Consider the following 14,123-nt stretch of genomic DNA (forward strand, 5'->3'; position numbering starts at 1 on the left):
GCTGGGCACAAGAAAGCTCTGCTAGGCCAGCCGTGCCCGGATGAGGCCCCGCAGCGAATTGCCGACGAAGAGGGTTTTTGCCTTGTATAGATCGTCAGTTGTGAGAACGGCTTCGATGGCCTTTCCAGTTTCCAGCAATTCGGCGCGCAGAACACCGGCCAGCAAGCCGCAACGGAGCGCCGGCGTCCGCAGCACACCGTCGCCGGTATCGATGAACAGCGTGGTGATGGTTCCCTCGCAGGCCTCGTCCCGCTCGTTCAGCAGGATGACTTCGTTGGCCGCATCTGCCGGAAATTCCGCCCGTGCTGCCTCATAGGCCGCGCGTTTCGTCGTCTTGTGGCGCAACAGCTGATCGTTTGAAGCCAGCCGTGTCTTGGCGATGGCAAGCTTCCAGATGGTGTCGGCCGGGAGCGGCGCGAAAGGCTGTGTGGTGACCTTCGCATTGCCCGCCCCGTCGAGCGTCAGGCGAATGCGGAGCGGTGCGCTTCCGCTGTTCGAGAGTTCGTGCTCCACCACAGCCTGTTCAAACTTGAAACCGAGATCACGCGCCGACGCTTCAAGCCGCGCCATATGCCGCTCAAGCCGGACGAAACCTTGCGCCGGCTCCCAGCGCAGTGTCTCGATCAGTTCGAAGTCGGGCGGGTTCCCGTCGCGAAGCGGGCCTTCAGAAGACATTCCTCATATTCCTCTTCAGCCGTCGAATCGAAGACGATACCGCCGCCGACATTGTAGACGGCCTCGCCCTCGGGATAGAGCGAGATGGTGCGGATGGCGACGGAAAAGCGCATCGTGCCGCCGGGCGCGATCCAGCCAATCGCGCCGCAATAGGCGTCGCGGGCCGTGCCTTCCAGATCGTGCAGGATTTCCATCGCCCTGATTTTGGGCGCGCCGGTGATCGAGCCGCATGGGAAGAGGGCGGCAAATATCCGCGCGATCGACAGGTCGGGCAGGAGCTTTGCCCGCACCCGGCTGACCATGGTGTGTAGCGTCGGGTAGGTCTCGATCTTGAAAAGCTCCGGCACGTCGAGCGTGCCGACTTCGCTGATCAGCGAGATGTCGTTGCGCAACAGATCGACGATCATGCGGTTTTCCGCCTGGTTCTTCGGGTCGTTGCGCAGGAAGTGGCGCTGCGCCTCGTCCTCTTCCGGGGTCGTACCGCGCGGCGCCGTGCCCTTCATCGGGTGCGTCTCGATCCAGCCTTCGCCATCGATCTGAAAGAAAAGCTCCGGCGAGCGCGACAGGATGATCGGATCGCCAAGCGAAACCAGCGCGCCATATTTCACCGGCTGGCGTTCGGTCAGTGCATTGAAGGCGGCAAGCGGGTCGCCCGACCATGAGGCGTGGATCGGGAAAGTCAGGTTGCCCTGGTAGCAGTCGCCCTGCCGAAGATGCTGGTGCAGGCGTGAAAAACGCTTCTCGTAGTCCTCGAACGACCATGTCGCGCGGGCATCGAAGATTGGGCCGTTGGTGACCGGCTGACGAAAGCCGGGCAGATCGTTTTCCGATGGACCGTCGAAGACGCCAAGGCAGACCAGCGGCGCGCGGCGTCCTTCCGGCAGGATCGGCCGCAGCTTGGGCTCCAGAAGATAGCCGGCCTCGTAGGAAAAATAGCCGGCAAGCCATTTGCCGGCATCATGGGCTGCCTGTGCTGCCTCAAGTGCCGGGAAGAAGCTCTCCGGCGTGTCGGCGACAATAATCTTGTGCGGCCGGTCGAACAGGAGTTCGTGGCCGGCTGGATCGTCGCGGAACAGGACGAACGGGGATGCTGGCATCGCGCTTAACCGGTGAATTCCAAATCTGCCCGGCTCAATCGAGCGTTTCCAGCTCGTCGATCAGGTCGCCGATGACGGCAAGGCCGATCTGCCAGAAGGCCGGGTCGGAGGCGTCGAGGCCGAACGGTCTCAGCAGCTCGGAGTGGTGCTTGGTGCCGCCGGCGCGCAGCATGTCGAAATACTTCTCCTGAAATCCCCGTTCGGCGTTCTGGTAGACGGCGTAGAGCGAATTCACCAGGCAGTCGCCGAAGGCATAGGCATAGACGTAGAAGGGCGAATGGATGAAGTGCGGGATATAGGTCCAGAAGGTCTCGTAGCCTTCGCGCAGCCTGATCGCCGGCCCCAGGCTTTCGGCCTGCACTTCCAGCCAGAACTGGCCGAGCTTGTCGGACGTCAGTTCGCCGTTGCGGCGTTCGGTGTGCACCTTGCGCTCGAACTCGTAGAAGGCGATCTGGCGCACGACCGTGTTGATCATGTCCTCGACCTTCTGGGCGAGCATCGCCTTGCGCTCGCGCCGCTCGGTGGTCTTGTCGAGCAGTGAGCGGAAGGTCAGCATTTCGCCGAAAACCGAGGCAGTCTCGGCAAGCGTTAGCGGCGTTGAGGCCATCAGCGCGCCCTGCGCGCCGGCAAGCACCTGATGCACGCCGTGGCCGAGCTCGTGGGCCAGCGTCATCACGTCGCGCGGCTTGCCCATATAGTTGAGCAGCACATAGGGGTGAGCCGACGGCACTGTCGGGTGCGCGAAGGCGCCGGGCGCTTTGCCAGGCCGCACCGGCGCGTCGATCCAGCGGCGGTCGAAGAAGGTGCGCGCGATCTGCGCCATATCCGGCGAGAATCGCTGGTAGGCCGACAATACCGTGTCTCTCGCTTCGTCCCATCCGATCGTCGCCTGCGGTGTTTCGGGCAGCGGCGCGTTGCGGTCCCAGTGGTTCATCACGTCCATGCCGAGCCAGCGCGCCTTCATCGCATAATAGCGGTGCGACAGGCGCGGATAGGCGTCGCGAACGGCGGAAGCCAGCGCATCCACGACGCTGCGCTCGACGCGGTTGGCGAGGTGGCGCGAGTCGGCGATATCCTCGAAGCCGCGCCAGCGGTCGGAGATTTCCTTGTCCTTGGCGAGCGTGTTGGTGATCAGCGTGAAGGTGCGCAGGTTTTCCTTGAAGGTGGCGGCCAAGGCTTCCGACGCCTTGCGCCGCACCTCGCCATCGACATCCTGAAGTCGGTTCAGGGTTGGCTCCAGCGTCAGCTCTTCGCCATCGATGTCGAAGCGCAGATCGGTCATCGTCTCATCGAACAGACGGTTCCAGGCACCGCGCCCCGTGATCGACTTTTCGTGGAAAAGCTGTTCGATGCGGTCTTCCAGCTGGAAGGGCTTGTCCTTTCTCAGGTCGAGCACCCAGGGGCGGTAATGGCCGAAAGCCGGGTCGGCATCGAGTGCGGCAAGAACATGCTCGTCCTCGACGAGGTTGAGCTCCAGCGCGAAAAACAGCAGATGCGCGCTGGCGTCGGTCATCTTCTCCTGGATGTCGCCATAGAGCTTGGCGCGCTGCGGGTCGGCAGTGTTTCCGGCATAGATCAGCCCTGCGTAGGAGGCGATGCGGCCGATCAGTTCCTCGATGGCCTCGTAGGTGCGGAGCGCTTCGCCGAGCCGGCCGCTGGCACCCTTCTGGGCTTCAATCGCCAGCGTTCCCTTCCAACGGGTCTCGAAGGCGATTGCGTCTTTCGCCGCCTTTTCGAGGTCGCGTTTCAGTTCCGGCGCATCCATGGCCGCATAGAGGTCGGTCAGATCCCATTCGGGAAGATCGCCAAGATCACCGGCTGCGTGGCCGGAGGTCAGTGGAGCGGCGTTCCGCCCCGAAACCATGCGCATAGAATTACCTTCCGATTTCAGACGAGGAGAAGGCCGGACTTTTCTTAAAGCTTTCGTTCACCGGCTTTTTTGAAACCTTATTTAGAACCCTGTGCCAGTCTGATCCAGACAGCAATCAATCTCTAGTGCGATTCTCCGAATTATTCATGGCAGCTTGCGTTCTCATAGTCGACGACGATCCCGTGCAGCGGCGCCTTCTGGAAGCCGCAGTCACGAAGTTCGGCTATGAATCCGTGCTGGCAGATGGTGGCGAAGCGGCGCTCAGGCTGCTTGAAGGCGGTGACGTCTCGGTCGTCATCCTCGATCTGGCGATGCCCGGCATCGACGGCATCGGCGTGCTCACGGCCATGCGCGAGCGCGGCATCACGCTCCCCGTCATCGTCCAGACCGCCCAAGGCGGCATCGAGACCGTTGTCTCGGCAATGCGTCACGGCGCGTTCGATTTCGTGGTCAAGCCGGCCTCTCCGGAGCGGTTGAAGACGGCGATCACCAATGCCTTGAAGATCGAGACGCTGAGCAGCGAGGCGAAGCGTTCGATCCGCGGTGGCGGCACGCTGACCTTCAAGGACATGATCACCAGAAGCCAGGCGATGGAGCGGGTGATCCGGCTCGGCCAGAAGGCTGCCGCTTCCAGCATTCCCATCCTGATCGAGGGCGAATCGGGCGTCGGCAAGGAACTCGTCGCCCGCGCCATCCAAGGTTCGAGCGCGCGCCGGTCGAAGCCGTTTGTCACCGTCAATTGCGGCGCGATCCCCGACAATCTGGTCGAGAGCATTCTGTTTGGCCATGAGAAGGGCTCCTTCACCGGCGCGACCGAGAAGCATACGGGCAAGTTTGTAGAAGCTCATACGGGCACGCTGTTTCTCGACGAGATCGGTGACCTGCCGCTCGACGTGCAGGTCAAGCTGCTGCGCGCAGTGCAGGATGGTGAAGTCGATCCGGTCGGCGGGCGGGCGACCGTCAAGGTCGATATCCGACTGATTTCGGCCACGCACCGCAATCTTCTGCAGCAGGTCAAGGACGGAAAGTTCCGCGAAGACCTTTTCTACCGGCTGAATGTCTATCCCATCTACGTGCCGCCGCTGCGCGAGCGCCGCGACGATATTCCGCATCTCGTTCGGCATTTCATGGCGAAAGTGCCGCCGTCGGATGGGCGCGGCCGTGTCGTGGATATCTCGTCGCGGGCCTTGTCGATGCTTCAGGCCTATGACTGGCCCGGCAACATCCGCCAATTGGAAAATGCGGTATTTCGGGCGTCCGTGCTGTGCGAAGGTGACGTGCTGACCGAGGAAGAATTTCCGCAGATCAGGGCGCAGGTCGAAGGGGTCATCAGGCTTGAGGATGTAGCCTCCGACGAGGCGCTCAGCGATGATGCTGAACCTGCGCTCGGGCGATCCGACGTCGAGCGCATGCACATCGCCCCGCCGGCAATCGCGCCTGAGACGCATTTCGGCATCCTGAAAGCTCTCGACGATCGAGGCAATGTCCGGTCGCTTGCGGAGGTCGAACTGGAGATGATCAAGCTGGCCATCGATCACTACAACGGCCAGATGAGCGAGGTTGCCCGCCGGCTTGGCATCGGACGCTCGACCTTGTACAGGAAGCTCAAAGAATATGGTATCGACCCGGAAACTGGTCGGGCCGAGCGCCTGGTATCCTGACCCAATTCTTAACCAGCGCCACGCAAGGCCCAGACGATAAACCCCCGGTTTACCAAGAACTCCCGCGCTTAATTTTTGCCGGGATAATGCCACGGTGTCACCGCATTTCGACTTCAATAAGCAGTGATTAACCATTAGGATCGATATTCGGACGTAACTTTCCACGTCCGGAAATTCAAATCCGGGGACAAACGGCAGTCTGTAAGGCCTTTTGATTTGATTAGCATCGAGCGATTCACAACCCGGCGATTCTTCAAAACGACCGGCTGGCAAGGTTTGCTGGCGGTATTGATGGTCGCCTTCGGTTTCCTCACTCTGGCAGCATCCGCGGCAAGCGCCGAGACACGGACGTTGAAGCTCTACTTCATCCATACCAAGGAGAAGGCAGAGATCACGTTCAAGCGGAATGGCCGCTACGATCAGTCCGGCCTGCAGCAGATCAACCGCTTCCTGCGCGACTGGCGCCGCAACGAACCGACCAAGATGGACCCGCGGCTTCTCGACCTGGTCTGGGAGGCTTACAAGGCCTCCGGATCGCGCGACTACATCCACGTCGTTTCGGCCTATCGTTCGCCGGCCACCAATTCCATGCTGCGCGGCCGCAGCAAGGGTGTCGCCAACAAGAGCCAGCACATGCTCGGCAAGGCGATGGATTTTTATCTCCCCGACGTGCGGCTCAAGACGCTGCGCGAGATCGGCCTGAAGATGCAGGCTGGCGGTGTCGGCTACTATCCGACGTCCGGCTCGCCCTTCGTTCACTTTGACGTCGGCAATGTGCGCCATTGGCCGCGCATGAGCCGCAAGGAACTGGTCGCAGTCTTCCCGAACGGCAAGACACTGCATGTGCCGAGCGACGGCAAACCGTTGCCGGGCTTCGAGCAGGCGGTCGCTGCCTATGAGGCCCGCAAGGGCAGGGGCGATCTGGCTATCGCGCTGGCCAGCAACAACAGCGGCAGCAAACGCTCCGGCGGGCTTCTTGCAGCCTTCTTCGGCGGCGGCGGTGGAGCCGACGACGACGAAGACAGCAGCCCGGTCGTAGCTTCTGCCGCACCGGCTCCGAAGGCCGCCGTCAGGCAGGCTCCGGCAGCACAGGCCCCAGCGGCTAAGGCAGCACCTTTGCCCGGCATCCAGATATTGTCTCCGGACGAGGCTCAGCGCGCCGATATTCCGGTGGCGGATACGCCGAAGCCGGTGGAACAGACGCCTGAGACCATCATAGCTGCCCTGCCGGCGCGCAACGTGCCGCTGCCGGCATTGGCGCCGCGCCCGCAAGCCGAGGTTGCTCCGGCAGTTGCCGCTGCTCAGGCACCGGAACAGGTTCCGTTCGGCATGGCGAGTGCGCCATTGCCTGAGACGCCGGCTGCTCCGGAGCAGGAGGTCGCGCTCAACATTCCGTTGCCGACGCGCCGTCCCGACTACACGCCGCCGTCCGAACTCGCGACGCCTGCCCAGCAGCAAGCGATCCTGCTGGCACTGGCCGAGCCCGAGGGCAAGAACCGGACGATGGCCGACGCTTCGCCCGTACCGCTGCCGGGAAATCGCCCGGAAACGGCCGATCGCGACATGATCGTGGCAGCGCTGCCCGAAGCGCGGCCGACACTGCCTGAGCCTGCCAATGCCGATGCAGCCGCCAACGCCGCTGCCGTCGATGCGGAGCTCAAGGCAAGCCATGCGCGCGTCGCAGCACTCAACAATGCCGCGGCCTTGCGCGAAACGGTCACCGAACGCCCCACGTCCGCCTCGGCAGCCGCAGCGGTCGATACCGGTGCCAAGACGACACGCAAGGCGGCACGCGCCAGCGCCCAGGATTCGAAGCCTGATCGCAAGCCGGTCGTGGTCGCGGCCCAGCCGCAGGCCGCACGCTGGGTGCTGCACAACGACTATGTGACCAAGGCTTCGGCCGGAACGCGCGCACCTTCCTTCGCCTACAACATCGTGCGGACCGCGCCGCGTGAAGTCTACACCGCCGGTTTCCAGGCCGAGAACCAGCTGGCCGATGCCAACCGCTTCTCCGGCAAGGCGGTCAAGTTCCTGACGGTGGCGCGCTTCCAGACCCACTGACGGCAACGCCGAACTCGAAAAACAAAGCGCCGGGTTTTGCCCGGCGCTTTTTGTTTGTGGGTTCGGTATCGGCAGCGTCATCTGTGTTGCGACGGAGGAGCGCCTGTGGCTTGTGCTCAGCCCTTGCGCAGGCCGGAAGCTTCACGGGCTAGAGCCTCGATGGCAGCCCAATCGCCGGCCTTGACGAGGTCGTCGGGCGCGACCCAGGAGCCGCCGACGCAGTTCACATTGGGCAGGGACAGGTAGTCGCGTGCGTTCTTGGCGGAGACGCCGCCGGTCGGGCAGAATTTGATGCCGGCGAAGGGCGAGGCGAGCGCCTTGAGGAAGGATGCGCCGCCCGCCTGTTCGGCCGGGAAGAACTTTAGAAAATCCAGCCCGGCCTCGCGCGCGGCCATGATCTCGCCCGGTGTGATCGCACCCGGCAGCAGCGGAACTTCGCTGTTGCCCGCGGCTGCAAGAAGTTCGCGCGTCACGCCCGGGCTGACGATGAATTTCGAGCCCGCTTTCTCGGCCTGCTCGAACTGCCTGGCGTCGAGAATGGTGCCGGAGCCGACGATCGCTTCCTCGACCTCCCCTGCTGCCCGGCGGATCGCCTCCAGCGCATCGGGCGTCCTCAGCGTGATCTCTATGGCGCGCAAGCCGCCGCGCGCCAGAGCGCGCGCCAGCGGCACGGCATCTGCCACATTGTCGATCTTCAAAACAGGGATGACCGGCTGGCCGTCGAGGAGGGAAAGGAGCTTTTCGGTCTTGCTGGACATCATGCTTTCTCTTGGCAGGCTAGATCGCCGGGCGTCCATTCGGACGCGCAAAGGACGATCTAGTAGTTTGAATGAGCATCGGAATATTCCGAAAACCGGCACTCACTTTTCGGTCCGATGCTCCATGAATTTCAATCGATTTAGCAGACGCCGACCGGCAAGTCCACGTGAGCATGGATTGTTGTTACCCCCTCCAGAGCAAGTTCGCCAGTTTCCTCAGCATTGCGCGCCAGCCGCCAGCCTGTGCCGTTTTGGCAGGCGCCGCACCGGGAAGCGCGACCGTTGGCGAGATTTCGCTGCGGGCAGGTGCACCGCCAGATGGCGAAGCTGCTGTGGCGTTGGCCGTCTCGCTCGCCCTGTAGCGCTTGTAGGCAGCTGCGATCTTCGTGTGGTAGGCGTGGCGCTTGTAATCCGGCCCGTTGTAGCCGCGCGCGAAAGCATCCCAGTCGTGCCGGCGGATAGCCGGAACGAGACCGCTCTTTTCGATATAGCGCTCCATCAGTCTCGTCTGGCCGGCAACGCCGGAGCGCGCCTGCCTCACCAGTGCCTCGACATTGGCAAAGCCCAACCATGCCCAATGGGTGCCCATGACCTGGCCGAGGCCCCAGGATACGGACTCATATGCCGCCTTGCGGTCAATGGCTGCTGCGCGTTCCAGCATGCGCCAGCGGGCCTCCTGCGTCTTCGGGTTCGGAACGCCGCCTGCGGCTGGCGACGAAAGCTTTTGCGCGCGTGCTTTCGCGCGATTGTCAGGCGACAGGCGTCGGTCGAAATAGTGGCCCTCGAAACGGATCATCGGCTCCTTGCGCCCTTTCACCAGAGCGTAGGCCTTGCCGGCGCTTTCCACCTCGGCAATGGCCAGCAATGCGGCGGGTTCGATGTCGAGGGTCTTTGCGACGGCGGAAATTTCGCGGATGGTTTCCTTGCTGAACATTTGCGGCGGCACTCCTTGTTTTGCCCGCCAATTCTCGCCGCGTTTTCGCAGGCGGGGATAAACTTGCGCGTTTTACGATATGCCCGCCGGTGCGCCGCTGGTGCAAGATTATGAAAACATGGGTATTTTTCACCGGGCTTGAAACAAAAACGCTCAAAAGCTACTGGCGGTGACCATGAATTCATCCACATCCCGCCAAGCCTTCCGCGTTGCCGCGCTCTACCGGTTCTGCCGGTTCGAAGCGTTTGCCGAGCTGCAAGCGCCGTTGGCCGCCTTCTGCTGCGCTCGTGGCATCAAGGGTACGCTGCTGCTTGCGCGCGAAGGCATTAACGGCACGGTGGCCGGAACCGAGGCGGCGATCGGCGAACTCGTCGCCTGGCTCGAAGCCATTCCCGAGCTTGCCGGGCTTGAGCTCAAATACAGCCACGCCGCCGAAATGCCGTTCCACCGCATGAAAGTGCGCCTGAAGCGCGAGATCGTGACGATGGGCGTGGAGGGCATCGACCCGCTGGAAGGGGCCGGGGCCTATGTCGCGCCGCAGGACTGGAACGCGCTGATTTCCGACCCCGGCACCTTGGTCATCGATACGCGCAACGACTATGAGGTCTCGATCGGCACGTTCCAGGGCGCAGTCGACCCGAAGACCAAGAGCTTTCGCGAGTTTCCCGACTGGGTAGCGGCACATCGCGACGAGCTTGAGGGCCGCAAGGTGGCGATGTTCTGCACCGGCGGCATTCGCTGCGAGAAGGCGACCGCCTATGTGAAATCGCTCGGCATCGAGGACGTCTTTCATCTCAAGGGCGGCATCCTGAAATATCTCGAGGATGTGCCGGCCGAAGAAAGCCTCTGGCAGGGCGAGTGCTTCGTCTTCGACGAGCGCGTTTCCGTTTCGCATGGTCTCGAGCCGGGCGATATCGGCCTCTGCCGCGCCTGCCGCCACCCGATCACGCCGGAAGAGAAGCTTTCGCCGCAGTTCAGCGATGGCGTGTCCTGCCCGCATTGCTATGAGGCCCGCACCGACGAGGACCGCGCCCGCTACGCCGAGCGCCAGCGTCAGGTGGCTCTGGCGGAGAAGCGTGGCGAGAAGCATATCGGGAGCTAGGCGGGCCACTCCTTCTCCCCTTGAGGGAGAAGGTGGATTGGCGCACAGCGCCAAGACGGATGAGGGGTGTTGGACGGAGTGGCGTCTGTTCCGAACAGCCGTAGCAGGCATAGCTACCCCGTCCCCTCGTCGCATTTCTTCCAACACCCCTCATCCGACCTCCCTTCGGGTTGGCCTCCTTCTCCCACAACGGGAGAAGGAGGCGCGCTTCATCGCCACCCTCCCTCATCCTGAGGTGCGAGCGTAGCGAGCCTCGAAGGACGCACCTATTCATCGCCACGCCTGCTTTTGCATCTGGCCATTGTCAAAGAACCGGGAATGCGGGGCGCAAAAGCCTTGCCTTCCTAAGTGTAAATTCGTGGCGCAGCCATTGCGCCCCGCCAGCGCTCTTGTCCCGCTCAGTCGCCTCCACATTCGCGTGGCCAGCCGCCGCCAAGGACCCGGGCTTAGGGGTTCATCACCCAGCAGTGCTACCGCAGCACCACCAGCCCGGACGCCGACGCTTCCCCCTGACACCCGGTGCGCACCAGGGATCCCGTTTGGAAGCGGATTTGCGAGGGCAAGTATGCGGCAGGCTGGAAAGAGGGGGATAGATTGGGCGTGAAAAAGTGTTCGGTGTGAATGGAAACAACGGGTTGAGGGGAAATTATGTGGAAATCTTTCCACACCTTCGCAAGCTTCAGTTTCGGCAGCTCTGCACCGCGACAGCCGTCATAGGTGTTCCGGCATGGATCCCCGGGTTCTTCGCATTCGCTCCGCTCATGCTGCGACCCGAGGATGACCAAGGGAGGGAGGCTCCGGCTGATCATCACCGTTGCAAATGAAACGAGACGGAGTGTCGGGTCGCGGAGAACATATCTGGACCGCATCTCCACCCACCTCAAACACAAAAAATTCCGCCCTGGACGCAATACACGCCAGGGCGGAATTGTTCGGATCTTGGGGGGAAAGATCCGACAGGGATTACTGGACGGCGGGGGTTTCCGTCTTCGGAGCTGCCTTCTTGGCGTGCTTCTTATGCTTCTTGTGCGAAACCTTCTTGTGATGAACCGGCTTCTTCAGCGTGGCTTTCTTCACCAGCGGCGTGGTTGCCGTGGTCGAAGGCTGGGCCATCGTGGCGCCGGCAGCGTTGGCGGTCGAAGCGGTCAGAACCGGAGCCGAGAAGGTGAGAGCAACGGCCATGCCGACGGCGGAAAGGAGGGTCTTGTTGATGGTCATGATACGTTTCCTTTTTTCACAAGGGCCTGGGTGGAGTTTCGCCGGTCAGGGATCGACCGGTTGCACCCCGAGCATCTTCAGTGCAGTGGCGTAGGCACGAATGCCCTGAGCCTGCTCTTTGCCGGCACAGAACTTCGTCGCTTTTTTCTGAAGAGCTTTCGCTTCGGTGGCCCGTTTTGCCTCAGCGTGGTTGGTTATTGCGTTAGCGAACTGCTGCTGCAGGCTGTTGCAGCGATCGGTCCGGGTTACCGGGCTTTTCGCCATTGGTTGTTCGGTGGCAGCGCCAAGCGAGAACACGCTGAGCAGAACGATCATCGAACTGGTCACGAGCTTTCGCATTTTGATCCCTAACCGACACCTCAGACGCCCTGAGCAGCACGGTTGTTATGACGGACCGTTTTTGCGGGTATTTTTCCCGATTGCAGAGTTTTGTTTCTGGATTGTAACAGCCGAATTCCGCACGGTTTTTTGCCTGCCGACCGCTCCCAAACCCGTCCTTATTCTGCCATGGTCGGGGCAGATGCATTCTCGCTTGAGCCTGGGAAAACAACGCCTTTGAAAACCGACGCCCATATCCTCATCGTCGACGACGACAAGGAAATCCGCGACCTGCTTCAGGAATTCTTCCAGAAGCATGGCATGCGCGTGTCGGCTGCCCGCGATGATGACGAGATGCAGGCCGAACTGCGCCGCGCACCGGTCGACCTGATTATCCTCGACGTCATGCTGCCGGGAAAGAGCGGCCTAGACATCTGCCGCGACCTGCGCACGCATTCGAAAATCCCGATCATCATGCTGACCGCCGTCACAGAAACGATCGATCGCGTCGTCGGGCTGGAGATGGGCGCCGACGACTATGTGCCGAAGCCATTCGACCCAAGGGAACTGCTCGCCCGCACGCGTGCCGTGCTGCGCCGTCCCAGTGCGGCGGGGGCCAATCATCGTCCGGTGCCGCAGATCTACAAATTCGCAGGCTGGACGCTCGATTCCGCGCGCCGCCGGCTGTTGCGGCCCGACGAAGTCCGCGTCGAGCTCACCACCGCGGAGTTCAACCTGCTGCAGACGCTGGTGCGCAGCGGCCAGCGCGTGCTGAGCCGCGACCAGCTTGTCGAACTGTCGAACCAGAACGGCGACTACAGCTACGACCGCAGCGTCGACATTCTGGTCAGCCGCCTGCGCCGCAAGATGGAGGACGATCCGCGCTCGCCCAAGCTGATCCTCACCGTGCGCGGCGGCGGCTACCAGTTCGTGCCCGAGGTCGCGGCCGAATGAAGTGGCTCCTGCCCCGATCCCTGCCTGCCTGGGTCCTGCTGATCGTTATCGCCGGCCTGCTGGCCATCCAGGTTTCGACGCTGTCCATCGTTTCGCGCGAGCGCGTCGCCTCCAACACCATCCTCGACCTGTTCCGGCTCAACGACCGCGCACTGTCGCTGGTCAAGCTGATGTATGCAGCCTCGCCGGAGGAACGAAAACACGTAGCCGCCGGGCTTTCGGTGGCGCCTTATGTGCTCTCCATTTCCGACACGCCGGCGATCACCTCCTCGATACCGGCCGACGACGAGATGGCCGAGCTGGAGGACGTCATTGTCGGCCGGCTGACCAAATTCGGCGTCGAGGAAGCGCGCGTGCGCCGCGAAAGCGCCCAGGCGCAGGAACATCCCAAGCACAAGGTCACGGAACCCGACGACAATCTCGGTGGCATAGAGCGGGAACTGCTCGATCTTTCCGCCGATTTCAACAAGACTGACACGCTGGTCGCCTCGATCGAGTTCAAGGACGGCCAATGGCTTAATTTCGTCATGCCGTCGACGCCGCTCAGCCCGATCCTGACGACGGATAGCCTGCCGCTTTACGGCTCCGTCGCCGCACTTGTGGTGCTGCTTTCGATATGGTCGCTGCGTCGCCTCACCGCGCCCTACCGCGCGCTCGAAAGTGCGGTCCGGCGCATCGGCGACGATCTGAAAAGCCCGCCGCTAGCCGAGCGCGGGAGCAGCGAATACAAATCCGCCGCCCGCGCGGTCAACACCATGCAGGCAAGGCTGCGCGAATATGTCGAGGACCGCGAACTGCTGGCAGCCGCACTTGCCCACGACCTGCGCACGCCGCTGACCCGCATTCGCCTGCGCCTAGAACTCCTGCGCAATTCGCCGCTGCGCACCGCGCTGATGCAGAACCTCGCCGATATCGAAGCGATCTCGTCGTCGGTGCTGGATTTCGCGACCTATGAAGCCAAGGGCGAGGAACCGGAGCGCATCGACTTCTGGTCGCTGGTTGATTCGGTTGCCGACGGAAACCCGCAGGTCGTCTTCGATGGATCGCGCAAGCATGCGCGTGGCCTGGTCTGCTACGGCAGAACCGTTGCCCTGCGCCGTTGCGTGACGAACCTCGTCGACAACGCCGTCAAATATGGCGGCAAGGCCCGTCTCGTCCTTTCGCAAAACGAGACGGAAATTCTCCTCACCATCGATGATGACGGGCCCGGCATTCCGGAAGGCCAGATGGAGAAGATTTTCCGGCCCTTCGCCCGCGTCGAGGCCTCACGCAACCGCCAGACCGGCGGCTTCGGCCTTGGCCTGACGATAGCCCGCAACATCGCGCGGCGCTTCGGCGGCGACGTCCGGCTGCACAACAGGACTGGCGGCGGCCTGCGCGCCGAATTGACGATACCGCTGGCAAAGGGCGCGCAACTGCACGCCGCGCAGTGATACCTGAATTCATTTTGAGTGTTAGATCGTCCTTTGTGCGTC

General features: G+C 62.5%; 12 protein-coding genes. 5 read left to right on the forward strand and 7 right to left on the reverse strand.

Features of this window, described 5'->3' with window-relative positions; all coding sequences use genetic code 11:
- Nucleotides 1–21 precede the first annotated feature (21 nt).
- Genes DZG07_RS07105 through DZG07_RS07115 form a run of 3 tightly spaced genes read right to left on the reverse strand, consistent with a single transcriptional unit; the run spans nucleotide 22 to nucleotide 3,642 of the window.
- A complete protein-coding gene (locus DZG07_RS07105; RefSeq protein ID WP_119815493.1) occupies nucleotides 22–675 on the reverse strand; it encodes an aminotransferase class IV family protein in 654 nt (217 codons plus the stop codon).
- Nucleotides 624–1,772, reverse strand: coding sequence for an aminodeoxychorismate synthase component I (locus DZG07_RS07110; protein WP_119815496.1), 1,149 nt, complete (start codon nucleotides 1,770–1,772; stop codon nucleotides 624–626). Before DZG07_RS07110 ends, DZG07_RS07105 begins: the two co-directional genes overlap by 52 nt.
- Before the next feature lie 34 nt (nucleotides 1,773–1,806).
- Nucleotides 1,807–3,642 (reverse strand): M3 family oligoendopeptidase, encoded by a 1,836-nt coding sequence (locus DZG07_RS07115; RefSeq protein WP_162931567.1) that lies wholly within the window; start codon nucleotides 3,640–3,642, stop codon nucleotides 1,807–1,809.
- A gap of 146 nt (nucleotides 3,643–3,788) precedes the next feature.
- Here DZG07_RS07115 and DZG07_RS07120 point away from each other — a divergent pair, with 146 nt between their 5' ends.
- Both DZG07_RS07120 and DZG07_RS07125 read left to right on the forward strand, forming a co-directional pair.
- Entirely contained in the window at nucleotides 3,789–5,303 is a 1,515-nt protein-coding gene (locus tag DZG07_RS07120) for a sigma-54 dependent transcriptional regulator (RefSeq protein WP_119815499.1), read from the forward strand.
- 291 nt (nucleotides 5,304–5,594) lie between these two features.
- Nucleotides 5,595–7,364, forward strand: a complete 1,770-nt coding sequence (locus DZG07_RS07125; RefSeq protein WP_119815501.1) for a DUF882 domain-containing protein — start codon at nucleotides 5,595–5,597, stop codon at nucleotides 7,362–7,364.
- Between the two features lie 116 nt (nucleotides 7,365–7,480).
- Here DZG07_RS07125 and DZG07_RS07130 read toward each other — a convergent pair whose 3' ends face one another.
- Both DZG07_RS07130 and DZG07_RS07135 read right to left on the reverse strand, forming a co-directional pair.
- Nucleotides 7,481–8,122: a 2-dehydro-3-deoxy-phosphogluconate aldolase gene (locus DZG07_RS07130; protein WP_119821484.1), complete on the reverse strand. Its 642-nt coding sequence runs from the start codon at nucleotides 8,120–8,122 to the stop codon at nucleotides 7,481–7,483.
- Nucleotides 8,123–8,306: 184 nt separating this feature from the next.
- On the reverse strand, nucleotides 8,307–9,056 hold the full coding sequence (locus tag DZG07_RS07135; protein ID WP_119815504.1) for an N-acetylmuramidase family protein: 750 nt from the start codon (nucleotides 9,054–9,056) through the stop codon (nucleotides 8,307–8,309).
- A 175-nt stretch (nucleotides 9,057–9,231) separates the two neighbouring features.
- Here DZG07_RS07135 and DZG07_RS07140 point away from each other — a divergent pair, with 175 nt between their 5' ends.
- A complete protein-coding gene (locus tag DZG07_RS07140; RefSeq protein ID WP_119815508.1) occupies nucleotides 9,232–10,158 on the forward strand; it encodes a rhodanese-related sulfurtransferase in 927 nt (308 codons plus the stop codon).
- A gap of 963 nt (nucleotides 10,159–11,121) precedes the next feature.
- Here the strand turns inward: DZG07_RS07140 and DZG07_RS07150 are convergent.
- Together DZG07_RS07150 and DZG07_RS07155 are read right to left on the reverse strand one after the other, a co-directional pair.
- On the reverse strand, nucleotides 11,122–11,376 hold the full coding sequence (locus DZG07_RS07150; RefSeq protein WP_205826847.1) for a hypothetical protein: 255 nt from the start codon (nucleotides 11,374–11,376) through the stop codon (nucleotides 11,122–11,124).
- A 45-nt stretch (nucleotides 11,377–11,421) separates the two neighbouring features.
- The gene (locus DZG07_RS07155) at nucleotides 11,422–11,691 is read right to left on the reverse strand and encodes a hypothetical protein (RefSeq protein WP_245429599.1); all 270 of its coding nucleotides are present in this window, start codon (nucleotides 11,689–11,691) and stop codon (nucleotides 11,422–11,424) included.
- A 240-nt stretch (nucleotides 11,692–11,931) separates the two neighbouring features.
- On the opposite strand from DZG07_RS07155, the gene DZG07_RS07160 reads away from it, so the two are divergent.
- The gene (locus DZG07_RS07160; protein ID WP_091915262.1) at nucleotides 11,932–12,648 is read left to right on the forward strand and encodes a response regulator transcription factor; all 717 of its coding nucleotides are present in this window, start codon (nucleotides 11,932–11,934) and stop codon (nucleotides 12,646–12,648) included.
- Nucleotides 12,645–14,081: an ATP-binding protein gene (locus tag DZG07_RS07165; protein WP_091915260.1), complete on the forward strand. Its 1,437-nt coding sequence runs from the start codon at nucleotides 12,645–12,647 to the stop codon at nucleotides 14,079–14,081. Before DZG07_RS07160 ends, DZG07_RS07165 begins: the two co-directional genes overlap by 4 nt.
- Nucleotides 14,082–14,123 lie beyond the last annotated feature (42 nt).

It is taken from the genome of Mesorhizobium sp. DCY119 (assembly GCF_003590645.1).
Lineage (GTDB): Bacteria > Pseudomonadota > Alphaproteobacteria > Rhizobiales > Rhizobiaceae > Mesorhizobium_M.

What these genes read in the sequence shown, in the direction of transcription:
- DZG07_RS07105 (WP_119815493.1), bottom strand. Translation starts at nt 675, where the DNA reads ATGTCTTCTGAAGGCCCGCTTCGCGACGGGAACCCGCCCGACTTCGAA.
- DZG07_RS07110 (WP_119815496.1), bottom strand. Translation starts at nt 1,772, where the DNA reads ATGCCAGCATCCCCGTTCGTCCTGTTCCGCGACGATCCAGCCGGCCAC.
- DZG07_RS07115 (WP_162931567.1), bottom strand. Translation starts at nt 3,642, where the DNA reads ATGCGCATGGTTTCGGGGCGGAACGCCGCTCCACTGACCTCCGGCCAC.
- DZG07_RS07120 (WP_119815499.1), top strand. Translation starts at nt 3,789, where the DNA reads ATGGCAGCTTGCGTTCTCATAGTCGACGACGATCCCGTGCAGCGGCGC.
- DZG07_RS07125 (WP_119815501.1), top strand. Translation starts at nt 5,595, where the DNA reads ATGGTCGCCTTCGGTTTCCTCACTCTGGCAGCATCCGCGGCAAGCGCC.
- DZG07_RS07130 (WP_119821484.1), bottom strand. Translation starts at nt 8,122, where the DNA reads ATGTCCAGCAAGACCGAAAAGCTCCTTTCCCTCCTCGACGGCCAGCCG.
- DZG07_RS07135 (WP_119815504.1), bottom strand. Translation starts at nt 9,056, where the DNA reads ATGTTCAGCAAGGAAACCATCCGCGAAATTTCCGCCGTCGCAAAGACC.
- DZG07_RS07140 (WP_119815508.1), top strand. Translation starts at nt 9,232, where the DNA reads ATGAATTCATCCACATCCCGCCAAGCCTTCCGCGTTGCCGCGCTCTAC.
- DZG07_RS07150 (WP_205826847.1), bottom strand. Translation starts at nt 11,376, where the DNA reads ATGACCATCAACAAGACCCTCCTTTCCGCCGTCGGCATGGCCGTTGCT.
- DZG07_RS07155 (WP_245429599.1), bottom strand. Translation starts at nt 11,691, where the DNA reads ATGATCGTTCTGCTCAGCGTGTTCTCGCTTGGCGCTGCCACCGAACAA.
- DZG07_RS07165 (WP_091915260.1), top strand. Translation starts at nt 12,645, where the DNA reads ATGAAGTGGCTCCTGCCCCGATCCCTGCCTGCCTGGGTCCTGCTGATC.